This window comes from Nonomuraea sp. AD125B, assembly GCF_041402765.1.
Lineage (GTDB): Bacteria > Actinomycetota > Actinomycetes > Streptosporangiales > Streptosporangiaceae > Nonomuraea > Nonomuraea bangladeshensis.
Map to the genome: position 1 here is coordinate 55,652 of NZ_JBGLOU010000006.1, position 22,129 is coordinate 77,780.

At 72.5% G+C, this 22,129-nt stretch carries 20 protein-coding genes; 12 read left to right on the top strand and 8 right to left on the bottom strand.

Annotation, left to right across the window (positions count from 1 at the left end; translation table 11 throughout):
• The first annotated feature begins 6 nt into the window (after window positions 1–6).
• Window positions 7–1,440: a trehalose-6-phosphate synthase gene (locus ACBR40_RS17165; RefSeq protein WP_344212388.1), complete on the top strand. Its 1,434-nt coding sequence runs from the start codon at window positions 7–9 to the stop codon at window positions 1,438–1,440.
• On the opposite strand, the gene ACBR40_RS17170 is transcribed toward ACBR40_RS17165, so the two are convergent.
• Window positions 1,373–1,657: a DUF4235 domain-containing protein gene (locus tag ACBR40_RS17170; protein ID WP_344212386.1), complete on the bottom strand. Its 285-nt coding sequence runs from the start codon at window positions 1,655–1,657 to the stop codon at window positions 1,373–1,375. The genes ACBR40_RS17165 and ACBR40_RS17170 overlap by 68 nt on opposite strands.
• A 78-nt stretch (window positions 1,658–1,735) precedes the next feature.
• Between ACBR40_RS17170 and valS the strand changes: the two genes are divergently transcribed.
• Window positions 1,736–4,249, top strand: a complete 2,514-nt coding sequence (valS, locus tag ACBR40_RS17175; protein ID WP_371249367.1) for a valine--tRNA ligase — start codon at window positions 1,736–1,738, stop codon at window positions 4,247–4,249.
• A gap of 43 nt (window positions 4,250–4,292) precedes the next feature.
• On the opposite strand, the gene ACBR40_RS17180 is transcribed toward valS, so the two are convergent.
• Window positions 4,293–6,449 carry a DUF6351 family protein gene (locus tag ACBR40_RS17180; protein WP_371249368.1) on the bottom strand — a complete coding sequence of 719 codons (2,157 nt, stop codon included), beginning with the start codon at window positions 6,447–6,449 and terminating at the stop codon, window positions 4,293–4,295.
• A 123-nt stretch (window positions 6,450–6,572) separates the two neighbouring features.
• On the opposite strand from ACBR40_RS17180, the gene ACBR40_RS17185 reads away from it, so the two are divergent.
• Genes ACBR40_RS17185 through ACBR40_RS17210 form a run of 6 tightly spaced genes read left to right on the top strand, consistent with a single transcriptional unit; the run spans window position 6,573 to window position 10,508 of the window.
• Complete coding sequence (locus ACBR40_RS17185) at window positions 6,573–7,736, top strand: AI-2E family transporter (protein ID WP_371249369.1); 1,164 nt, start codon at window positions 6,573–6,575, stop codon at window positions 7,734–7,736.
• A gap of 11 nt (window positions 7,737–7,747) precedes the next feature.
• The gene (locus ACBR40_RS17190) at window positions 7,748–8,302 is read left to right on the top strand and encodes a PaaI family thioesterase (RefSeq protein ID WP_364444240.1); all 555 of its coding nucleotides are present in this window, start codon (window positions 7,748–7,750) and stop codon (window positions 8,300–8,302) included.
• Window positions 8,299–8,739 carry a dUTP diphosphatase gene (gene dut, locus ACBR40_RS17195; protein WP_344212377.1) on the top strand — a complete coding sequence of 147 codons (441 nt, stop codon included), beginning with the start codon at window positions 8,299–8,301 and terminating at the stop codon, window positions 8,737–8,739. The genes ACBR40_RS17190 and dut overlap by 4 nt, the downstream gene beginning before the upstream one ends.
• Window positions 8,740–8,778: 39 nt before the next feature.
• Window positions 8,779–9,420, top strand: a complete 642-nt coding sequence (locus tag ACBR40_RS17200) for a DUF3710 domain-containing protein (protein ID WP_344212375.1) — start codon at window positions 8,779–8,781, stop codon at window positions 9,418–9,420.
• A gap of 28 nt (window positions 9,421–9,448) precedes the next feature.
• On the top strand, window positions 9,449–9,835 hold the full coding sequence (locus tag ACBR40_RS17205) for an OB-fold nucleic acid binding domain-containing protein (RefSeq protein WP_026214276.1): 387 nt from the start codon (window positions 9,449–9,451) through the stop codon (window positions 9,833–9,835).
• 4 nt (window positions 9,836–9,839) lie between these two features.
• Window positions 9,840–10,508 carry a DUF3159 domain-containing protein gene (locus ACBR40_RS17210; protein WP_344212373.1) on the top strand — a complete coding sequence of 223 codons (669 nt, stop codon included), beginning with the start codon at window positions 9,840–9,842 and terminating at the stop codon, window positions 10,506–10,508.
• Between the two features lie 13 nt (window positions 10,509–10,521).
• Here ACBR40_RS17210 and ACBR40_RS17215 read toward each other — a convergent pair whose 3' ends face one another.
• Window positions 10,522–11,772 (bottom strand): class I SAM-dependent RNA methyltransferase, encoded by a 1,251-nt coding sequence (locus ACBR40_RS17215; RefSeq protein ID WP_371249370.1) that lies wholly within the window; start codon window positions 11,770–11,772, stop codon window positions 10,522–10,524.
• Window positions 11,773–11,837: 65 nt separating this feature from the next.
• Between ACBR40_RS17215 and ACBR40_RS17220 the strand changes: the two genes are divergently transcribed.
• Window positions 11,838–13,475, top strand: coding sequence for an alpha/beta hydrolase (locus tag ACBR40_RS17220; protein WP_371249371.1), 1,638 nt, complete (start codon window positions 11,838–11,840; stop codon window positions 13,473–13,475).
• Here ACBR40_RS17220 and ACBR40_RS17225 read toward each other — a convergent pair.
• A complete protein-coding gene (locus tag ACBR40_RS17225; RefSeq protein ID WP_371249372.1) occupies window positions 13,462–15,498 on the bottom strand; it encodes an APC family permease in 2,037 nt (678 codons plus the stop codon). The two genes, ACBR40_RS17220 and ACBR40_RS17225, sit on opposite strands and share 14 nt — an antisense overlap.
• A 102-nt stretch (window positions 15,499–15,600) precedes the next feature.
• On the opposite strand from ACBR40_RS17225, the gene ACBR40_RS17230 reads away from it, so the two are divergent.
• The gene (locus ACBR40_RS17230) at window positions 15,601–16,266 is read left to right on the top strand and encodes a TrkA family potassium uptake protein (protein WP_344212365.1); all 666 of its coding nucleotides are present in this window, start codon (window positions 15,601–15,603) and stop codon (window positions 16,264–16,266) included.
• Complete coding sequence (locus ACBR40_RS17235) at window positions 16,266–16,925, top strand: TrkA family potassium uptake protein (RefSeq protein ID WP_344212363.1); 660 nt, start codon at window positions 16,266–16,268, stop codon at window positions 16,923–16,925. Before ACBR40_RS17230 ends, ACBR40_RS17235 begins: the two co-directional genes overlap by 1 nt.
• A gap of 23 nt (window positions 16,926–16,948) precedes the next feature.
• On the opposite strand, the gene ACBR40_RS17240 is transcribed toward ACBR40_RS17235, so the two are convergent.
• Genes ACBR40_RS17240 through ACBR40_RS17255 form a run of 4 tightly spaced genes read right to left on the bottom strand, consistent with a single transcriptional unit; the run spans window position 16,949 to window position 21,096 of the window.
• Window positions 16,949–17,548: a response regulator transcription factor gene (locus ACBR40_RS17240; protein ID WP_344212361.1), complete on the bottom strand. Its 600-nt coding sequence runs from the start codon at window positions 17,546–17,548 to the stop codon at window positions 16,949–16,951.
• Between the two features lie 16 nt (window positions 17,549–17,564).
• Window positions 17,565–18,770, bottom strand: a complete 1,206-nt coding sequence (locus tag ACBR40_RS17245) for a sensor histidine kinase (RefSeq protein WP_371249373.1) — start codon at window positions 18,768–18,770, stop codon at window positions 17,565–17,567.
• Entirely contained in the window at window positions 18,767–19,921 is a 1,155-nt protein-coding gene (locus ACBR40_RS17250) for a sensor histidine kinase (protein WP_371249374.1), read from the bottom strand. The genes ACBR40_RS17245 and ACBR40_RS17250 overlap by 4 nt, the downstream gene beginning before the upstream one ends.
• Before the next feature lie 50 nt (window positions 19,922–19,971).
• Window positions 19,972–21,096, bottom strand: a complete 1,125-nt coding sequence (locus ACBR40_RS17255; RefSeq protein WP_371249375.1) for a hypothetical protein — start codon at window positions 21,094–21,096, stop codon at window positions 19,972–19,974.
• A 117-nt stretch (window positions 21,097–21,213) separates the two neighbouring features.
• Here ACBR40_RS17255 and ACBR40_RS17260 point away from each other — a divergent pair, with 117 nt between their 5' ends.
• Window positions 21,214–22,128: an LLM class F420-dependent oxidoreductase gene (locus ACBR40_RS17260; RefSeq protein ID WP_371249376.1), complete on the top strand. Its 915-nt coding sequence runs from the start codon at window positions 21,214–21,216 to the stop codon at window positions 22,126–22,128.
• Window position 22,129 lies beyond the last annotated feature (1 nt).

Sequence of the window (22,129 nt, forward strand, 5' to 3'; positions counted from 1 at the left end):
GACTGCGTGACTGGCCGGAGTTCGTTTCTGATCGTCGCCAACCGGTTGCCGGTGGACAGGACGATCGATCCCGACGGAACGGCCTCGTGGCGCAGGAGCCCCGGCGGGCTCGTCACCGCGATCGCGCCGGTGATGCAGCGCCGTCACGGAGCCTGGGCCGGGTGGCACGGGGCACCGGACGAGAAACTGGAGCCGTTCGAGCAGGACGGCATGAACCTGATCCCCGTGGCCCTGTCGGCGGAGGAGGTGGAGCTCTACTACGAGGGCTTCTCCAACGCCACCCTGTGGCCGCTCTACCACGACGCCGTCGCGCCGCCGGTGTACCACCGCTCGATGTGGGACGCCTACCGGGCGGTCAACGAGCGGTTCGCGGTCGCCGCCGCCGAGATCGCCGAGGAGGGCGCGGTCGTCTGGGTGCAGGACTACCAGCTCCAGCTCGTGCCCTCCATGCTGCGCAAGCTCCGGCCCGACCTGCGGATCGGGTTCTTCCTGCACATCCCGTTCCCGCCGGTCGAGCTGTTCTGGCGGCTGCCGTGGCGCAAGGACCTCGTGGAGGGGCTGCTCGGCGCCGACCTGGTCGGCTTCCAGCTCCCCGGCGGGGCCTCCAACTTCCGGCGGCTGTGCCGCAGGCTGCTCGGGCTGCCGTACAAGGGGAACGAGATCTTCCTCGACGACCGCGTCGTGCGCACCCAGGCGTTCCCGATCTCGGTGGACTTCGGGCAGCTCGACTCGCTGGTGCGCGAGCCGCACATCGTGGCGCGGGCCAAGGAGATCAGGTCCGAGCTGGGCGAGCCCGAGCACGTGCTGCTCGGCGTGGACCGGCTCGACTACACCAAGGGCATCGGCCAGCGCCTGGAGGGCTTCGGCGAGCTGCTGAAGGACGGGCGGCTGCGCACCGGCGAGGCGGTGTTCGTGCAGATCGCCACCCCGAGCCGCGAACGGGTGGACGAATACCGCCGGCTGCGCGACGACATCGAGCTGCAGGTCGGGCGGATCAACGGCGAGCACGCCACGCTCGGCTACCAGCCGGTGTGGTATTTCCACCAGTCGTACAACCAGGAGGAGCTCGCCGCGCTCTACCTGGCCGCCGACGTCATGGTGGTCACCCCGCTGCGCGACGGCATGAACCTGGTGGCCAAGGAGTACATCTCCTGCCACCACGACCTCAACGGGGCGCTCGTGCTGAGCGAGTTCGCCGGGGCCGCCGACGAGCTGCGCCAGGCCTATCTGGTCAATCCGTACGACGTGGAGGACGTCAAGCGTCAGATGCTGGCCGCGATGCGGGCCACGCCGCACGAGCTGGCCCGGCGGATGCGTACGATGCGCCGCCGGGTCGCCACCTACGACGTGGACCGCTGGGCGAGTGAGTTCCTCACTGCCCTGGAGTCACCTGCCTCAGAGCCCGCCACGCGTCATAGCGCTTCCTGGCGGTCCGGTTGACCACGATCTGCGCCACGGACATGCCGACGCCCATGAGGACCGCGTAGCCGATCGCCTCGGCCAGAGTGACCTCCGGCGCATCGGTGTCGACGGGCGGCTCCTTGCCGGTCGCCTTCACCCACACGAAGGTGAGCAGCTTGCGGGCCGCCCAACCCGTGGCGAGCCCCACCAGGCCGCCGATGATCCGCCAGGCAACGTCCGGCTTGTCATCCGCCATGCCGATCTCCTTCCCCATATGTAACGAACACTAGTCTGTACCGCTCGCGGTGGCCGCGAAGCCGTACCATAAGGTGGCATGACTGAACAGCGGCTACGCCATGCCTCCATGCCCGAGAAACCCTCTCTCGACGGCCTGGAGCAGGTATGGGTAGCCCGCTGGGAGGCCGACGGCACCTACCGCTTCGACCGGTCCAAGCCGCGCGAGCAGGTCTACTCCATCGACACGCCGCCGCCGACCGTGTCCGGCTCCCTGCACGTCGGTCACGTCTTCTCCTTCACCCACACCGACATCATGGCCCGCTACCAGCGGATGACCGGCAAAGAGGTCTTCTACCCGATCGGCTGGGACGACAACGGCCTGCCCACGGAGCGGCGGGTCCAGCACGTCTACGGCGTGCGCTGCGACCCTTCGCTGCCCTACGACCCGGAGTTCGTTCCACCGGAGAAGCCGGGCAAACGTGAGATCCCGATCTCCCGGCGCAACTTCGTGGAGCTGTGCCACGAGCTGACCGCCGTCGACGAGCGGGCGTTCGAGGAGGTGTGGCGGCGGGTCGGCCTGTCGGTCGACTGGTCGCTGCTCTACACGACGATCAGCGACGAGGCGCGGGCGGTCTCGCAGCGGGCGTTCCTGCGCAACCTGCGGCGCGGTGAGGCCTACCTCGCCGAGGCGCCGACGCTCTGGGACGTCACCTTCCGCACCGCCGTGGCCCAGGCCGAGCTGGAGGACCGCGAGCACCCCGGCGCGTTCCACCGCGTCTCCTTCTACGGCGAGCAGGGGCCGGTCTGGATCGAGACGACCAGGCCGGAGCTGATCCCGGCGTGCGTGGCGCTGGTCGCCCACCCCGACGACGAGCGCTACCGCGCGCTGGTCGGCACCACCGTGCTGACGCCGCTGTTCGGGGTCGAGGTGCCGGTGCTCGCCCACCACCTGGCCGAGCCGGACAAGGGCTCGGGCATCGCGATGATCTGCACCTTCGGCGACATCACCGACGTCACCTGGTGGCGGGAGCTGCGCCTGCCCACCCGGCCGATCATCGGCTGGGACGGGCGGCTGCTGCCCGAGCCGCCCGAGGGCGTGGACGCGGAGCCGTACAAAGAGCTGGCCGGCAAGACCGTGCACAGCGCCCGCGAGCGCATCGTGGAGCTGCTGCGCGCCTCCGGCGACCTCGACGGCGAGCCCCGGCCGGTCAGCCGCACGGTGAAGTTCTACGAGCGCGGCGACAAGCCGCTGGAGATCGTCACCACCCGCCAGTGGTACATCCGCAACGGCGGCCGTGACGAGGAGCTGCGTGAGCGGCTGCTGCGGCGCGGCGGCGAGCTGCGCTGGCACCCGCCGCACATGAAGGTGCGCTACGACAACTGGGTCGAAGGGCTCACCGGCGACTGGCTGATCTCCCGCCAGCGCTTCTTCGGCGTGCCCTTCCCGGTCTGGTACCCACTCGACGAGGCCGGGCAGCCGGTCCACGACGCGCCCATCCTGCCCGCCGAGGACACCCTGCCGGTCGACCCGTCCAGCGACGTGCCGCCCGGTTACAGCGAGGAGCAGCGCGGCGTGCCCGGCGGGTTCATGGCCGACCCCGACGTCATGGACACCTGGGCGACCTCGTCGCTGACGCCGCAGATCGCCGGGCGCTGGGAGCGCGACGACGACCTGTTCCGGCGGGTCTACCCGGCCGACCTGCGGCCCCAGTCGCACGAGATCATCCGCACCTGGCTGTTCTCGACGGTGGCCCGCTCCCACCTGGAGTCCGACCGGCTGCCGTGGAGCGACGTCGCGATCTCGGGGTGGATCCTCGACCCCGACCGCAAGAAGATGTCGAAGTCCAAGGGCAACGTGGTCACCCCGCTCGACCTGCTGGAGCAGCACGGCTCCGACGCGGTGCGCTACTGGGCGGCCGGCGGGCGCTACGGCGTCGACTTCGCCTTCGAGCCGGGGCAGCTCAAGATCGGCCGGCGGCTCGCCATCAAGATCCTCAACGCCTCCCGGTTCGTGCTCGGCCTGGCCGGCGACGGCGGCGGCGAAGCGAGCGAGCCGCTCGACCGGTCCATGCTGGCGGCGCTGGCGGGCGTGGTGCGCGAGGCCACCGAGGCGTTCGACGCCTACGAGCACAGCCGGGCGCTGGAAACCGTGGAGCGCTTCTTCTGGGCGTTCTGCGACGACTACCTGGAGCTGGTCAAGGCCCGCGCGTACGAGGAGGGCGGGCCGGGCGCGGCCTCGGCGCACGCGGCGCTGCGGCAGGCGCTCGACGTGCTGCTGCGGCTGTTCGCGCCGTTCCTGCCGTTCGTGACCGAGGAGGTCTGGTCGTGGTGGCGGGAGGGCTCGGTGCACCGCGCGCCGTGGCCCGTCCCCGAGCCCGGCGACGGCAACCCGGCGGTGCTGGCCGTGGCCTCCGAGGTGCTCGGGCGGGTGCGCAAGGCCAAGTCCGAGGCCAAGCTGTCGATGCGGGCCGAGGTGGCGCGGCTCACCGTGACCGGGCCCGAGGCGGAGCTGGTGCGGCAGGCGCAGGACGACCTGTGCGCGGCAGGCAACGTCGAGGAGTTCGTGCTCGGCTCCGGTGAGGAGCTCGCCGTCGAGGTCCACCTGGGCTGACTTCCGCTCGTGGCAGGGGGCTTCCGCCTCCTGCCACGACCGGTCAGTAGTCGCACACCCCCGTGGGGAAGATCTGCTCCAGCCGCGCCCGCTCCTGCGGCGTGGGCCGCCACGAGCCGTACACCCCGCGGGCGATCGCCCGGCCGACCGGCTGGAGGCGGCACTTGTAGACGCCGCCCGCGAGCGGGCCGCCCGCCACCGTGCGGGAGGTCCCGTAGAGCGGGAAGAGCCGGGTGCACGCGCCCGGCGGGCGGCGGTCCAGCACGCCGTCCCACACGTGCGGGCCGGCCGCGAGCTGGGTGCCGTCGGTGGCGAAGCAGCGGTCCACGGCGAGCGGCGGCCGGTTGCCCGCGACGCCGCGCCCCGGCCGCGCCCGGAGGTTGGCCATCCACTCGTCCATCACCCGCAGCGCCTCGGGCGTCTGGTCGAACTTGGGGCCGTCGGGGCGCGCGTCGGTGAACCAGATGACCTGGTTGCCTGCGCTGCCGTCGTGGTCGAGCATGCGCCGGCGCGAGGCGAACGACTGGTGCGCGTTGTGCATGTCGAGCTGGTCCTCCAGGTACGGCCGCCAGTCGATGACCGGGATGTCGATGTCGCCGCGGAAGACCAGGCCGCTGCGCTCGACGTTCCTGATCGCGACCGGGTCGCCGGTGCGCCGGGGGGCCGGGTCGCCGAGGTTCATGTTGCGGGCGCTCCACGGGTCGAGGTCGCCGGGGCAGGCGGTCCGTACGAACGGGCAGCCCTCCTGCACCATGTCGTCCGCCTCCTTCCACGAGCCGGCCTTGGCGTTGACGTCCAGGAACTCCGCCGGGGTGACGACGCCGTCCACCAGCGCCTTCAGCCCGTACTGGACGCCGACGTTGTCCCAGGTGGAGCGGGCGTGGCCGCGCTCGTCCACGCCGTAGACCTCGCGCAGGTCGTCCCAGTGCGTCCACCTGACGGTGTCCTTGACGCCCGGCGGGTCCATCAGCGCCCATTCCGGGTCGTTGTTGGACGTCCACAGCGGGTTCATGGTGAGCGGGGTGAGGCCGCGCCAGCCGTTGACGCACTCGTCCGAGCCCGGCCTGCCGGTGTACGGGTTGGCCACCGTGTCACTGGCGTTCATGCCGATGAGCGCCGTGCGGTCGTCCCAGCGGGCCCAGCGCGGGTTGTGGTCCATGTAGCGTTCGAGCAGCTCGCAGTCGCCCACGTGGATGGTCTGGGTGACCATGTCCGGATAGGAATACTGCGGGATCGCGGCGTCGATCACCCGGTTGCCGTAGTTCTGGCCGTAGATGTACTGCTGGATCGCCCCGCCCGAGCCGCCGACGCCGACCGTGTAGAGCGGCGGTCCGTGGCGCTCGATGAAGCGCTCCTTGACCATGAGGGCCGTCTCGCCGCCCAGGATCAGGTTGTAGTGGGTCGAGGTGCGGGTGCCCGAGGAGTGGAGGATCGCATAGCCCTTGCCGAGCCCGTACGGGTCCAGCGCGCCGCCGCCGAGCGTGCCCTGGTCGTGGCCGATCGCCACGCCGCCGTCGAAGCGGTAGATCGCCCGGCCGTTCCAGCCGTCCTCCAGCATCGCGATCGAGTAGAGGAAGCGGTTGATGACGCCGCGCTCGCGCCGTACCACGAAGTCGACCGTGCGGCCGTCCAGCAGGGTGGTCGTCGCCAGGTCGGCGGGCCGCTCGGCGGGCATCGGCTTGTACGTGCCGTCCGTCGAGCGGTAGAGCCGGTCCGTCACGACCGGCGCGAAGCAGTCCCTGCTCCAGCCGCCCGTGGTCCGCATGCCCTGGCCGTCCTGGTTGTCGGCGACCGGCGGGCCGAGGCCGGCGCGCTCGGTCTTGCACAGGAACGGGTACTGGTGCGGGCCCGAGAAGATCGGGCCGCCGATCGGGTGGTCGCGGACCGTCAGCGTACGGCGGAGCGGCCCGGCCACGGCCGTGACGGTGTTCCGGCCGACGGCCAGGCCAGTCACCAGGCCGGTCAGTCCGTCGCGGGTCTCGGTGAACGCGCCGGTCACGTCCTCGCCGTTGCGGAGGACCCTGACCTTGGCGCCCTTCGGGTGGCGCACCCTGACCAGGGCGTCACCGCCGCTCACCTGGTCGGGACGGCTGGAGAGCACCTCCAGCTCCAGTGCGCCGTGCGCGGCGGCCCGCGCGGGCGCGGGCGCGACGGCGAGGGGCGCGAGCAGAGCCAGGGTGAGAATCGCCACGGCCTTCATGCCCATGACGGTGACACGCGCCCCGGCGGTTGCCCAGGCCCGATCTTTGCGATCCGCCCGCGCGGCCGATCCGGAGGCGCATGGGGCGCGCACTCGCCGCCCGGACGTGACAGTCTTGAACACGTGCTTCCCGACCGCCCCACCAAGCTCGTGCCGCCCACGCTGGCCAAGATGGCCGCCTGGTGCGTGTGCCTGATCCTCGTCGGCGTGGTCGTCTACTTCTTCGCGTTGATCATCGCCAGGCTCACGTTCGTGGCCCTGCCGGTGGCCGTCGCGCTGCTGCTGACCGCGCTGCTCTATCCGCTCACCAACAGCCTGCGCCAGGCCGGCATGCGGCCGATCTACGCCACGTGGGTCACCATGCTGGTCGCGCTGGCCGTGCTGGCCGGCACCGGCTGGCTGGTCGGCGCGCGGGCCAGCGAGGAGTTCCCCAACCTGGTCGAGCAGGTCCAGGCGACCGCGAGAGACGTCCAGGAGTGGCTGATCACCGGCCCGCTGCACCTGCAGCAGGCGCAGATCACCGCCTACGTCGACGAGGTCGCCACCATGGTCAACACCCAGCGGCAGGCGATCACGACGACCGTCCTGAGCGCGGGGGCGGTGGCCTTCGAGGTGCTGGCGTCCATCGTGCTGCTGCTGTTCGTGACGTTCTTCCTGCTGAAGGACGGCGACCGCATCTGGTCATGGGTGCTCAAGGGCTTCGGCGGCGTCGCGCCCCGGGTCGACCGGGCCGGGCGGGCCGCGTGGACCACGCTCTCCCACTACGTGCAGGGCACGGTCGCCGTGGCCGCCGTGCACGGCGTGATCATGGGCATCGTGCTGGCCGGCATGGGCGTGCCGCTCTGGGCGCCGCTCGCGGTGCTGATCTTCTTCGCCAGCTTCATCCCGATCGTCGGCATCTTCTTCGCCGGCACCGTGGCCACGCTGGTCACGCTCGGCGCCAAGGGCCTCGTGCTCGCGCTGGTCTTCCTCGGCATCCTCATCGTCGAGCAGCAACTGGAGAACCACGTCCTGCAGCCGCTGATCGTCGGCCGGGCGCTCAACTTCCACCCGCTCGCGATCATCCTGGTGCTGGCCATCGGCGGCATCCTGGCGGGCATCGCGGGGGCCGCGGTGGCGGTGCCGGTCGCGGCCGTCATCTACCGGGCGCTGCCCGAGCTGCGGCACCAGCAGCCGGCCCTGCCGCCACCCCCATCAGCGCACGAACAGGGCGAACCGGCCAGCGAGCCAGGCCCCGACCGGGCCGCCGCTCCCGAGGCGGACGAGCGGAGCGCGGACACCGAGTAACCTCGTCACCCGTGACCCGTTCCTCCCTGACCACCCCGCCGCCCGGCGCCGTGGCGCCCGCGGCGCCGCCTGGAGCCCCGCGGCCCGGCGCCGCCCTCGGCTCCCACTACGGCCGCTGCTTCGGCTGCGGCACCGAGCACCCCACCGGCCTGCACCTCAAGGCCAGGACTCCCGACGGCGCCACCGTCGAGGCCGAGTTCACGGTGGGCGAGGCGCACCAGGGCGCGCCCGGGCTGGCGCACGGCGGCGTGCTGGCCGCCGCCATGGACGAGGTCATAGGAATGTCGGTCTACCTGTTCCACAAGCCGTATGTCACGGGACGGCTGGAGACCGACTACCTTCAGCCCGTTCCCGTGGGCACGACACTCCACCTGCGTGCATGGTGCAACGGCATCGCGGGGCGGAAGGCGTACCTTGAGGCTGAGGGGCGCATCGGCGCCCCAGACGGGCCGGTCGCCGTCCGGGCGGCGGCGCTGTTCATCGAGGTGAGCATGGAGCACTTCGCCGCGCACGGCGATCTGGCCGCCATCGCCGCCGAACACCAGGACTTCGAGGTGAATCCGTGAGCAAGGTGGAGGTTCTGATCCAGCGGCTCGACGCCGAGCTGCCGCCGCCCTCCTACGCCCATCCGGGCGACGCGGGGGCCGACCTCTACGCGGCCGAGGACGTCGAGCTGGCGCCGGGCGAGCGGGCCGTGGTCGGCACGGGGGTGGCGATCGCCCTGCCCGACGGCTACGCGGCCTTCGTGCACCCGCGCTCCGGCCTCGCGGCCCGGCACGGCGTCACCCTGGTCAACGCGCCCGGCACGGTCGACGCCGGCTACCGCGGCGAGATCAGGGTCACGCTGATCAACACCGACGCCAAGGAGCCGTTCCGGCTCCGGCGCGGCGACCGGGTGGCCCAGCTGGTGATCCAGCGGGTCGAGCGCGCCGCCTTCTACGAGGTCGAGCGGTTGCCCGGCTCGGTGCGCGGCGCCAACGGATTCGGTTCGACGGGGCGCTGACGGCCCCTTTCAGCAGCACTATCAGGGAGAGTGAGGAACGTGTTCCGACGTCGTCGTCGTGAGCAGCCGGATGCGGTGGCCGAGCAGGAGCAGGCCGCCCCCACGCGCGAGTCCGGTCCGTGGGACGCCGACGAGCCCCACCCGGACAGCGAACGCATCGACCTCGGCGGCCTCCGGCTGCCGCACAACCCCGACTTCGAGGTGCGCCTGGCCTCGGTCGGCGACCAGCACGTCGGCGTGGTCGTCATCAGCGGGGAGGACACGCTGCAGCTCCAGGCGCTGGCCGCGCCGCGCAGCTCCGGTCTGTGGGACGAGGTCAAGACCAAGATCCGCGCGCAGGCGAAGGACCTGGAGGAGCGCGAGGGCCCGTTCGGCACCGAGCTGGCCGGCGAGCTCAGGGTCGACGGCGCCAGTCGCCCGGCCCGCTACCTCGGCATCGACGGGCCGCGCTGGTTCCTGCTCGCGGTGATCTCCGGGCCCGGCGCGTACGACGAGGCCGTCGCCGGCGCGTTCGTCGACTTCGTCAAGGACGTCGTCGTGGTGCGCGGCGACGAGCCGATGGCCCGTGAGGAGCCCATCCCGCTGCGCCGGCCCAACGAGCAGGGGAGCGGCGACCAGGCGGACGAGCGCCCCGGGCTCAACCCGTTCAAGCGGGGGCCGGAGATCAGTGAGATTCGCTGAGAGCTGACATCACGTAGGCTGAGTCATCATGAGTACGGCAGAGCCCGCGAAACGCGGGGGATTGCGTGGGTTCTTCGCACGACTGGCATCTCCCCAGTCGGAGATCGAGGCCCAGGAACTACGGGAGGACGCCGACGAGGTCGGCGCGACCCCGATCGTGTCGTGCGGCGGGCGCAGGCGCTTCTGCGTGGCCGGTACGCTACGTACCGTGACGTTGCGTCCGAGGGGCGGCGCCCCCGCGCTGGAGGCCGAGCTCTACGACGGGTCCGACGTGATCGACCTGGTCTGGCTCGGCCGCCGCAAGATCGCCGGCATCGAGCCGGGCCGCACGGTCAAGGCCGAGGGGCTGGTCAGCATGCAGGACGGCCGCAAGGTGATGTTCAATCCGCGATACGAGCTCCGGCCAGGGAGTTGATCAGGTGAGTGCTGAGGCGCAAGAGGTCGCCCACGACACGGTGGAAGCGGCGGTGCGAGCGCAGCTCGCCAAGGCGTTCGGCGGCGTGCGCGGCATCATCGAGGCGGCGGTCCCGACGATCGCCTTCACGGTGTGCTGGCTCGTCACCGAGGAGCTGAAGACGTCGCTCATCGTCAGCATCGCGCTGGCGGTGCTGCTGCTGGTGGCCAGGGTCGTGCAGCGGTCCACGCCGCAGTTCGTCATCAACAGCCTGATCGGCATCGCGATCGGGGCGTTCTTCGCCAGCCGCACCGGCGACGCGAAGGACTACTTCCTGCCCGGCATCCTGTGGAACGCCGGCTACATGGTGGGCATGCTCGTCTCCATCGTCGCCCGGTGGCCGGTGGTGGGCTTCCTCATCGGGTCGGTCACCGGCGATCCCACCGCCTGGCACAAGGACCCCGGCATCGTCCGGCTCTGCACCCGGCTCACCTGGCTGCTCATGCTGCCGTGCGCGGTGCGGGTGGCGGTGCAGGGGCCGGTCTACCTGTTCGGCGGTGGCGACGAGGCGGTGGCGGCGCTCGGCCTCGCCAAGATCATCATGGGGTGGCCGCTCCAGGTCGCGGCGCTGGCCGCGATGCTCTGGGTGCTCGGCCGCGGCCGCACCCCCATCAAGCCCCCGGCCGCGGCCTGACCCGCCTGCTCGGTCAGGCGGGCAGCAGCAGGCCCACGCACTCCACGTGGTGGGTCATCGGGAAGGCGTCGAACGCCCGCAGGTCCGACAGCACGTAGCCGCGCTCGGCCAGCCACTTGAGGTCGCGGGCGAAGGTGGCCGGGTCGCAGGACACATAGACGATGCGCGTGGCCTCCAGGGCGGCGACGCGCTCCACCACCTCGCGGCCGAGGCCCGCCCGCGGCGGGTCCACCACGACGAGGTCGGCGCGCTCGATCTGGAAGCGGTCGAGGGCCTCCTCCACCCGCCCGCGCTCCACCCGGGCCTGCGGCAGGTCGCGGAGGTTGGCGCGGGCGTCGCGGACGGCCGCGGCCTCGGACTCCAGTCCGAACACGGCGCCCTCGGGCCCCACCGCCTCGGCCAGGCCCGCCGCGAACAGGCCCACCCCGCAGTAGAGGTCGAGCGCCCACTCGCCGGGCTCCGGCGCCGCGTACGCCAGCACCGCGTCCAGCAGGGTCTCCGCCGCGCCCGGATGCACCTGCCAGAAGCCGCTGCCCATCACCCGGAAGCCGCGCTCGCCCACCTGCTCGTGCAGCACCCCTGAGCCGCGCCGCGGCTCGGTGCGGCCCTTGCCCTGGTCGAGCAGGATCGAGGCGGGCGCGTCGAGGTCGGGCACGGTCACGCTGCGCCGCGGCCGGGGCCTGACGACCACGGCCCGCTCGCCGCCGGAGGACGCGATCACCTCGACCCCGGCCGCCCCCGGCCAGGTGTGGGTCTCCGCGGCGACGGCCTCCACCTCGGGATGGGCGATCAGGCAGGCGTCGACCGGCTCGATGTCGTGCGAGCGGTGCCGGCGGAAGCCCAGCTCGCCGCCGGGCAGCGCGGCGAACTGCACGCGGGTGCGCCAGCCGAGGCCGTCTTCGGCGCCCGGCACCTCCTCGACCACGACCTCACGCTCGATGCCCGCCAGCCGCTGGAGCTGCTCGGCCACCACCTGCGCCTTGAGCCGCCGCTGGGCGTGCAGCGTGGCGTGCTGCCAGTCGCAGCCGCCGCAGCGGCCCGGCCCCGCGTAGGGGCAGGGCGGGACCACGCGGTCGGGCGAGGGCTCCAGGATCTTCACCGCGTCGGCGCGCAGGAACTTGGCGCTCTCCTCGGTGACCTCGGCGACCACCCGCTCGCCCGGCAGCGCGTGCCGGACGAACACCACCCGTCCTTCGTGCCGCGCCACACACCAGCCGCCGTGCGCGACCGGACCCACCGTCAGCTCCAGAGTTGCCTGTTCCACATGCCACACCCTATGCCCTGACCTGGCCCACTACCCTCGGAATTGATCCACTACTGTTGGTCGTCGTGGACACGGCGCGGGTGGTACGGCGGTGGCCTGGCTTCGGGGGAGTCCTGCTGGGCACCCTGTTCGCCTGCGCCTCGCTGACGCCTTCGCTGCTGCCGCGCACCTGGATGTACCAAGGGGTGATGGCCGCGGTCACCGCCCTGATCGGCTACGCGGTCGGCGCCACGATCGGCGCGCTCGGCCGCGCGCTGATCGCCTACCGCCCGTCCGAGCGCGGGCGCCGCCTCGCCTGGCAGGCCCTGATCGGCGGTTGCGCGGCCCTGAGCGTGGTGGCGCTCTGGTACAGCCACGACTGGCAGCGCGACCTGCGCGCGCTCATGGGCGTGGACACCCGCATCACCTGGTTTCCGCCGCTCATCCTGGCCGTGGCGGTGGTGCTGTTCGCGCTGGGGCTGCTGCTCGCCCGGCTGGTACGCCTCGGCGGACGCAAGCTCATCGGCTGGCTCGGCCGGTTCGTGCCGATCTACGTGGGGCAGGCGATCGGCGTGGTGCTCGTCGCCGTCCTCGTCGCGGTGTTCGCCGACGACGTGCTGTTCTCGGCGTTCGTCGCCCGGGTGAGCGACGTGTCCTCGGTCGCCAACCAGGGCACCGATCCGGGCGTACGGCGGCCCGCGACGAGCCTCGTGTCCGGCGGCCCCGGCTCGCTCGTCCCGTGGGACACGCTGGGCAAGGAGGGGCGCACCTTCGTCGCCACCGCCCCCAGCCCCGCCCGCCTCACCGCCTTCTCCGGCCATCCGGCCACCGACCCCATCCGCGTGTACGTCGGCCTCGAAGCCGCCCCCACCCCGGAGGCCCAGGCGGCCCTGGCCGTGCGCGAGCTGGAACGCACCGGGGCCTTCCGGCGGCCGGTGCTCGCCGTGCTCGGCACCACGGGCACCGGATGGGTGGACCCGAGCATCCCAGCCGCCCTGGAGCACATGTACGACGGCCGCTCGGCCACGGTCGCCGTGCAGTACTCGTACCTGCCGAGCTGGGTGTCGTTCATGGTGGACAGGGGGCGGGCGGCCAGGGCGGGGCGGGCGCTGTTCGAGGCGGTGCGGGCCCGCTGGGCCGAGCTGCCCGCGGACGACCGGCCGAAGCTGGTGCTGGCGGGGGAGAGCCTCGGCTCGTACGCGCTGGAGAACGCCTTCCGCGACCTCGACGACCTGGCGGCCCGCACCGACGGCGCGGTCTTCGTCGGCCCGCCCAACGCCAACCCCATCTGGCACCGCGTCACCACCGGCAGGGAGCCGGGCAGCCCGGTGTGGCGGCCGGTGTACGAGGGGGGCCGCACCGTCCGCTTCGCCCAGACGCCCGGCGACCTCGACCTCCCGCCCGGCCCCTGGGCCCGGCCGCGCGTGGTCTACCTGCAGAACGCCTCCGACCCCGTCGTCTGGTGGACGCCCGCGCTGATCCTGCGCCGGCCCGCCTGGCTGGAGGGCGAGCGGGGGCCCGGCGTTAACCCGGAGATGAACTGGTTCCCGCTGGTGACGTTCTGGCAGGTGCTGGTGGACATGACCTCGGCGCTGTCGGTGCCGCCCGGCCACGGGCACCGCTACAACGCCAACGTCGTGGACGCCTGGGCGGCCGTGGCGGCGCCGCCCGACTGGGACGCGGCGGACAACGTACGGCTGCGGGCGCTGCTCAGCTCGTCGTGATCTCGTCGTCCTTGACCTGCCCGGGGCGGCGCACCGCGCCCGGCGCGAACGGCTCCCGCCGGCCCGTCAGCCGGTCGGAGGAGTGGAGCTGCCAGGGCACGCTGGTCACCATGATGCCCGGCTTGAACAGCAGCCGCGCCTTCAGCCGCAGCGCGCTCTGGTTGTGCAGCAGGTGCTCCCACCAGTGGCCGACGACGTACTCGGGGATGAAGACCGTCACGACGTCGCGCGGCGAGCGCCGCCGCAGCGACTTGACGTAGTCGAGGACCGGCTGGGTGATCTCCCGGTAGGGCGAGTCGAGCATCTTCAGCGGCACCGGGATGCCCCGGCGCTCCCACTCCTCCTGGAGCTGGCGGGCCTCCTCGCCCTCCACGCCCACGGTGACGGCCTCCAGGGTGGACGGCCGGGTGGCGCGGGCGTAGGCCAGCGCCCGCATCGTCGGCTTGTGGATCTTCGAGACGAGCACGACCGCGTGGTTGCGGGCGGGCAGCATGGCCGGCTCGTAGTCCTCGTCGAGCTCCAGCTCGGCCGCCACGTTGTCGTAGTGGCGCCGGATGCCCTTCATCATGAGGAACAGGATCGGCATCGCGATCACCACGATCCACGCCCCGACCATGAACTTCGTCAGCAGCACGACGATGAGCACCAGCCCGGTCATGACCGCGCCGAAGAAGTTGATCACCCGGGAGCGGTGCATCTGGTGGCGGAGCTTGAGGTCCCGCTCGGTCCGCAGGTGGCGGGTCCAGTGGATGACCATGCCGGTCTGGCTGAGCGTGAACGAGACGAAGACGCCGACGATGTAGAGGTTGAGCAGGCGGCTGACGTCGGCGTTGAACCCCCACAGCAGCAGGCACGCGCCCGCCGCCAGGAGGATGATGCCGTTGGAGAAGGCCAGGCGGTCGCCCCGGGTGTGGAGCTGGCGCGGCAGGTAGCGGTCCTGGGCCAGGATCGAGCCCAGCACCGGGAAGCCGTTGAAGGCCGTGTTGGCCGCCAGGAACAGGATGAGCGCGGTCACCGCCGAGATCAGCACGAACATCAGCGACCCGCCGCCGAACACCGCGTCCGCCACCTGCGAGATGATCGGCTGCTGGTAGTAGCCGGGGCCGACCGGCGTGCCGTCCTGCCGGATCAGGTCCTCGGCCACCACGGACGGCTCGGCCACCTTCACGCCCGAGGCCAGGCCGAGCGCGATGATGCCGCCGAACATCGTGATGGCCACGAGGCCCATCATGAGCAGCGTCGTGGCCGCGTTCTTGCTCTTGGGCTTGCGGAAGGCGGGCACGCCGTTGCTGATGGCCTCGACGCCGGTGAGGGCCGCGCAACCGGTGGAGAACGCCCGCAGGACGAGGAAGGCCGCGGCGAAGGCCGTCAGATTGGTCTGCTCGGGGCGTACGGTGAAGCCCGCGCTCGGGGCGTGCAGCTCGTCGCCGAGCACCAGCAGCCGGAACCCGCCCACGATGATCAGCCCCAGCACGCCGATCATGAACGCGTACGTGGGGATGGCGAAGGCGACCCCGGACTCGCGGATGCCGCGCAGGTTGATCACGGTGAGCAGGACGACGATGGCGATGGCGACGGCCGGCTTGTGCTGGCCCACGATCGGGATGGTGGCGCCCACGTAGTCGACGCCGTTGGCGACGGAGACCGCGACGGTCAGCACGTAGTCGACCAGCAGCGCGCTGGCCACCGTGAGCCCGGCGTTCTTGCCCAGGTTGGTGGTCGCCACCTCGTAGTCGCCGCCCCCGCTGGGATAGGCGTGCACGTTCTGCCGGTAGGAGGCGACCACTGTGAGCATCACCACGACGACGGCGGCGGCGATCCACGGGCTGTAGGCGTAGAAGGAGACGCCGGCCAGCGACAGGATGACCAAAATCTCCTGCGGCGCGTAGGCCACGGAGGAGAGCGCGTCACTGGCGAAGACCGGCAGGGCGACGCGTTTGGGGAGCAATTGCTCGTGGAGCTGCCCGCTGCGCAGGGCGCGCCCCACGAGCAAGCGTTTGACAAGATCCGTTACCTTCGCCACGTAACGAGATGCTAGCCCCAGACGTACGGCCTAAACGAGGCACTCCCCCCTAGCGCCATACTGGAGGCTGAGCAACCGCCGGCCGCGAACATGCGGGGGAACATGCATATTGTGATCATGGGGTGTGGCCGTGTGGGATCGACCCTCGCGCACATCCTCGAGGACAACGGTCATTCCGTCGCCATCATCGACCGCGACCCCCAGGCGTTCCGGCGGCTGCGGGCCGGGTTCCGGGGCCGCCGGGTGACCGGGGTCGGCTTCGATCGCGACGTGCTCACCGACGCCGGCGTCGAGTCGGCGGCGGCGTTCGTGGCCGTCTCCAGCGGCGACAACTCCAACATCATCTCCGCGCGGGTGGCCCGCGAGACGTTCGGCGTCGACAACGTCGTGGCGCGCATCTACGACCCCCGCCGGGCCGAGGTCTACCAGCGCCTCGGCATCCCCACGGTGGCCACCGTCCGCTGGACCGCCGACCAGATCATGCGCCGCATCCTGCCGGAGGGCGCCGAGCCGCTGTGGCGCGACCCCACGGGCACCGTCGTGCTCGCCGAGGTGGCGGTCAACCCCTCCTGGATCGGCACCCGCGTCATCGACGTGGAGAAGCGCGTCGGCGCCCGCGCCGCGTTCGTCAACCGCATGGGCGAGGCCCTCACCGTCACCAAGGACCTGGTGGTGCAGGAGGGCGACGTGCTGCACGTCATCGCCGCCGAGAACGACATGGACCGGATCAACAAGGCGCTCGCCGGGGCGCCGGAAGAGGATGACTGATGCGCGTCGCCATCGCCGGAGCGGGCGCGGTCGGGCGTTCCATCGCCGCGGAGCTGCTGGAGAACGGCCACGAGGTCCTGCTCATCGACGTCGACCCCCGCGCCATCAAGATCGACAGCGTGCCGCGGGCCGAATGGCTGCTCGCCGACGCCTGCGAGATCGCCTCACTCGACGAGGCCGGGCTCAACAACTGCAACGTCGTGGTCGCCTCCTCCGGCGACGACAAGGTCAACCTCGTGGTGTCGCTGCTGGCCAAGACCGAGTACGGCGTGCCGCGCGTGGTGGCCCGCATCAACCACCCCAACAACGAGTGGCTGTTCAACGAGTCGTGGGGCGTCGACGTCGCCGTCTCCACCCCGCGCCTGCTGAGCGCCCTGGTCGAGGAGGCGGTGAGCGTCGGCGACCTGGTGCGGCTCATGACGTTCCGCCAGGGCCAGGCCAACCTCGTCGAGCTCACCCTGGCCGAGGACGCCCCCGTCGTCGGCCAGCGGGCCGGCGCGGTGCCGTGGCCGAACGACTCCGCGCTGGTCGCGATCCTGCGCGAGGGGCGGGTGCTGGTGCCGTCGGCGGACGACCCGCTGGAGGCGGGCGACGAGCTGCTCTTCGTGGCCAACCAGGAGGTCGAGCAGGAGCTGGCTCACCTGCTCTCCCAGCACTGACCCCCGCTCCTGGCGAGCCGGGGTCAGAGCCAGCCCATGCGCTGGGCCGTACGGATGGCCTCCAGCCGGTTCTGGGCATTGAGCTTGGTCATCGCGCTCGACAGGTAGTTGCGCACGGTGCCCTCGGTCAGGTGCAGCTCGCCCGCGATCCTGGAGATCGTCGCGCCGTCGCCGGCCAGCCGCAGCGCGTCGCGCTCGCGGTCGGTCAGCGGGCTGTCGCCGGCCGCCATGGCCGCCGCGGCCAGCTCGGCGTCGAGGTAGCGCCCGCCGCCCTGGACCTTGCGGATCGCCATGGCGAGCTCCTCGGCGGATGCGTCCTTGCCGAGGAAGCCGCCCACGCCCGCGGCCATGGCCCGGCGCAGGTAGCCGGGCCGGCCCAGGCTGGTCAGTATGACGATCTTGCAATGGGCGCTGATCTGCTCGGCCGCACTCAGGCCGTCCATGCCGGGCATCTCGATGTCCAGGACGGCCACGTCGGGCCGGTGCTCGGACACGGCGGCGACGACCTCGTCACCCCGGCCGACCTGGGCGATCACCTGAATGCCCTCCTCCAGGTCCAGCAGGGCCGCGATGGCGCCGCGGACGAGGTGCTCGTCGTCGGCGAGCAGCACGCGGATGGTCATGGTCTCTCCCCACGTCTCACGCGGGCACCGCCGCCCGCAGCAGGTAACGGCCCTCGGGCGTGGGCGCCGCCTCCAGGCTGCCGCCCGCCGCGCGCACCCGTTCGGCCAGTCCGGCCAGGCCGTTGGGCGCGTGTGGGCCCACCGGGCCGCTCACCCCGTCGTTGGACATCTCCAGCACGCCGTCCTCGATCCTGATCTCGCAGCGCTCGGCCCGGCTGTGCTTGAGCACGTTGGTGGTGCCCTCGCGGACGACCGTGGCCAGCAGCGTGCGGCTCTCGGGGGACAGCGCCGCCGTGTCGGCGCGTACGGCGCAGCGCACGCCCGCGGCCTCCAGCACGGCCCGTACGCTGGCGAGGACCTCGTCGAGGTCGACGGCGCGGTAGTTCTGGACGACCGCGCGCACCTCGCGCAGCGAGCGCCGGGCCAGGTCCCGCACCTCGAACATCTCGGCCGCGGCCGCCTCCGGATCGACGCGCAGCCGCTCCTCGGCGTGCCCGGCGCGGGCGGCCACGTCGGTGAGGCTCTGGCCGAGCAGGTCGTTGAGGTCACGGGCGAAGCGCAGCCGCTCCTCCGACACCGCGAGCCTGGCCAGCGCCTCCTCGCCCTCGTGCGCCTCGTGGGCCAGCCGCCACAGCCGCAGGTTCGCCCACGTCGCGACGACCGCGAGCACCGTCAGGAACGTCATCACCAGCACCAGCGCCAGCATGTCCGCGAGCCTCGCCCCGGACAGCACCCCGATCAGGGCGAGGATCACGATCGAGCCGGTCGAGACGACGGCGATCGTGCGCCTGCGGACGAACGGCGTCAGCGCCCCCAGCCAGGGCGGCAGCGCCCACACCACGGCCACGACGGCCAGCAGCAGCGCGAGCGCCCCGGTCACGGCCAGCAGCTTCGTGGGCCGCGGCCCGCCGCGCACCGCCACCCGGAACGGCCGCGTGCACAGCGCGGTGAAGATCACCAGCAGGACGGCGGCGCCGCCCGCCACGGCGGCGGGCAGGCCCATCTGCCACTGGACGTAGAGCGTGTAGAGGCCGATCAGGCCGAGCAGCGTCACGATGTCGGTGGAGTAGACGATCACCCAGCGGACCTTGTCGAGCTTGGTCGCGCCGCGCACCCGCCGCAACGGCCCCACCCGCCGCCCGTCCCCGACGGCCGCACCCGCCTCCGGGGTCACCGGGCCGGGCTGCGGGTCTGCCGGGCCGGCCTTTGAAGTCGGTGTCATGCCGGCACCGTCTCCCGCGCCGGCAGCTCGCCCACGACCGGCACGGTCGCGCGCAGCAGGAACTCGCCCGTCGCCGTGGGCGCGGCCGAGAGGGTGCCGCCCGCGGCGACCAGCCGCTCGGCCAGCCCGCGCAGGCCGCTGCCCGGCGGCGGCGCCGCGCCCCGCGCCACCCCGTCGTTGCGCATCTCCAGCAGGCCGCCGTCGATCGTGATGGCGCAGCGCGTGGCCCTGCTGTGCTTGAGCACGTTGGTGCCGCCCTCGCGCACCACCCACGCGAGCAGCGCCCGCGCGGCCGGTCCGAGCCCGTCGGCGCGTACGTGGACGACGCAGCGCGTGCCGGACGCCTCCAGCGCCGCCCGCACCCCGGCCACCTCCTGGTCGAGGTCGAGGTGCTGGTAGCCGTGCACCGCCTGCTGGACCTCGGCCAGCGAGTCGCCGGCCAGCTCACGGACCTCGGTCATCTCCGTCAGCGCCCGCCCGGCGTCCTTGGTGGCGAGCTTGGCGGCCAGCTCGCTCTTGAGCGTGATCACCGCCAGGCTGTGGCCGAGCAGGTCGTGCAGGTCGCGGGCGAAGCGCAGCCGTTCCTCGGCGACCGCGAGCCGGGCCCGCGCCTCGCGGGCGTTGGAGGCGTCCCTGATGATCCACCAGAGCCAGCGCCACAGGAGCATGGCCGGGATCATGAAGGCGAAGTTGATCGACAGGCTGATCAGGACGCCGAGCCAGCTCTGCCCGTGCACGAGCGCGCCGTGGACGGTGAGCAGCCCGGCAACCGCCGCCGACAGGCAGGCGATCGCCCGGGGCGACAGGTAGAGTGCGGCCGCGGCCAGCCACAGCGTGCCCACCTCGATCCACGGCGAGGAGTTGTCGTAAGCGGGCGGGCGCAGCAGCGTCGCGGTCAGCGCGAACACCCCCGCGAGCGCCAGCCTCCAGGTGGGGCGCGGCCGGTGGTCGAAGGCCTCCCTGAGAAGGACGGGGAACAGCGCGCACAGCCCGAGCTGACAGGTGACGGTGACCGCGGCGTGGAGGGGCGAGATCACGCCCGCCATGCTCCGGCCGACGGTGAACGCCACGGTGATGACGGCGATCATCGCCACGACGCCGTCCATCCAGTAGATCAGGATCTTCCTGGCCGTCTCAGGACGAGCCGCCATCGCCCCCTCCCCACTCGCCTGGACATGTTGACGGTAAGGGAATCCTATAGTCAGGGTACGGATCCGCGCAGAACGGTCGCAGCCCCCTCTTCGGGATCGGCCCCGCGCAGGGACAGCCAGGCGAGATCGTGGCGTACGGCGTAATCGGAGAGGGTGCGGGCGTCCTGCTCGCTCAGCTCGGACCCGTCGGCGAGCACCAGCGTCAGCGCGACGCGCCGCCAGGCGTCCTCCTCGTCCGGCAGCGACTGGGCGCGGGCGATCTGCGCCTCGGCCAGCCGTACGGCGGCGGCGAGCCGGGACAGCCGGCCGGAGGGGGCCGTGCGCGGCTCCAGCCCGGCCAGCAGGTTGACGGTGCCGACCTCGGCCCCGGCCCGGTGGGCGGCCCGCAGCGCCGCCACGCAGGACGCCCCCAGCCCGGACGCCGTGAGCGGCGCGGTGAAGCTGACCTGGAGCTCCCGCTCCTGCTGGAGGACCCGGAGCGCGCGGGCCCGGCGCGCCGCCGTCGCGGCGCTCTCGCCCTCGGCGGGCAGCTCGAAGTCGACGGCGGAGACGTCGAAGGCGCCCACCACCCGCCGGTAGGCCGCGGCGAGCGCGCGCGGCTCGGTGCAGCGGGCGGCCGGGTCGGCGCCGCCCGCGCCCGCGCCCCCGCTCCCGTCTCCGTCCCCGCTCCCGCCGCCGAACGACGTCGCGGCGTCGCCGCCGAGCGCCCTGAGCCGCCCGATCCGGTTGGCCACCTGGTTGACGCCGGGGTCGATGAGTATGCCGCCCGCGCTCGCCCAGGCGGGGGAGCAGCCGTCGGCGCCGCCCGCGACGAGGTGGCCGAGCAGGTAGTGGAGCACGCCGGTGCGCAGGGCCGTGGCCGGCAGGTCGAACGCGGGGTCGGCGGCGGTGTCGACGTACCCCACGAAGCCGGGACCCACGGTGGCGGGCCCCACGAGGCCGGGCCGCATGAAGCCGGGCGGCGGCGCCTCGGCCACCGCGGCCGAGAGCGCGGGCGTGTGCAGGCCGAGGGGCGCGGCACGGGAGGCGGGCGGCGCGGGCGGCGGGGACGTGGCGACGGCGCTCGCGGGCGGCAGCAGCCGGACCGCCACGACGGTGGCGGCCACGAGCGCGAGCCCGGCGAGAACGGCGAGAGGACGGGGGAGCAGGCCCGGCTCCCTCTGGTGCCGCGGCATAGAGCACTCCCCGTGTTCGATCGGCTACCTAGGGCGCTGGGTTGAACGCTAGCAAGCCGGGCGACGCGACGTGACCCCTTTCCGGTTCGCGTCCGTTGTGCGCTGATAATGGCTGACATGAAGCTGCGGATCTTTACTGAGCCCCAGCAGGGCGCCACCTATGACGACCTGCTCACCGTCGCCCAGACCGCCGAGCGGCTGGGCTTCGACGCGTTCTTCCGGTCCGACCATTATCAGCGCATCGGCGCGGGCGACCCCGGCGTCGGCTCGACCGACGCGTGGGTCACGCTGGCGGGTCTGGCGAGGGAGACCTCGGCCATCAGGCTGGGCACGCTGGTGTCGCCGGCCACGTTCCGGCTGCCCGGGCCGCTGGCGATCAGCGTGGCCCAGGTCGACCAGATGAGCGGCGGCCGGGTGGAGCTGGGCCTCGGCACCGGGTGGTTCGACGCCGAGCACACCTCGTACGGCATCCCGTTCCCGCCCGCCGGCGAGCGCTTCGGCCGTTTCGAGGAGCAGTTGGAGATCATCACCGGTCTGTGGACGGCGGAGAAGATCTACTCCTTCGAAGGCAGCTACTACCGGCTGGCCGACTCGCCCGCGCTGCCCAAGCCGGCGCAGCGGCCCCGGCCGCCGATCATCATCGGCGGGGTCGGCGCCAAGCGCACGCCGCGCCTCGCGGCGACGTACGCCGACGAGTACAACGTCCCGTTCCGCTCGCTGTCCGACACCGGGGCGGCGTACGACCGGGTGCGCCGGGCGTGCGAGGAGACCGGGCGCGAGGTCGTGCTGTCGGCCGCGCAGACCACGGTGGTCGGCGCGGACCGGGCGGAGATCGAGCGGCGCGCGGCGGCCATCGGCGAGGACGCGGACAAGCTGCGCGAGAACGGCCTGTGCGGCACGCCGGCCGAGGTCGTCGAGCGGATCGGGCAGTTCGGCGCGCTCGGCGCCGAGCGGTTCTACCTGCAGGTCCTCGACCTCGGCGACCTGGAGCACCTGGAGCTGATCGCGGCCGAGGTGCTGCCGCACGTGTAGG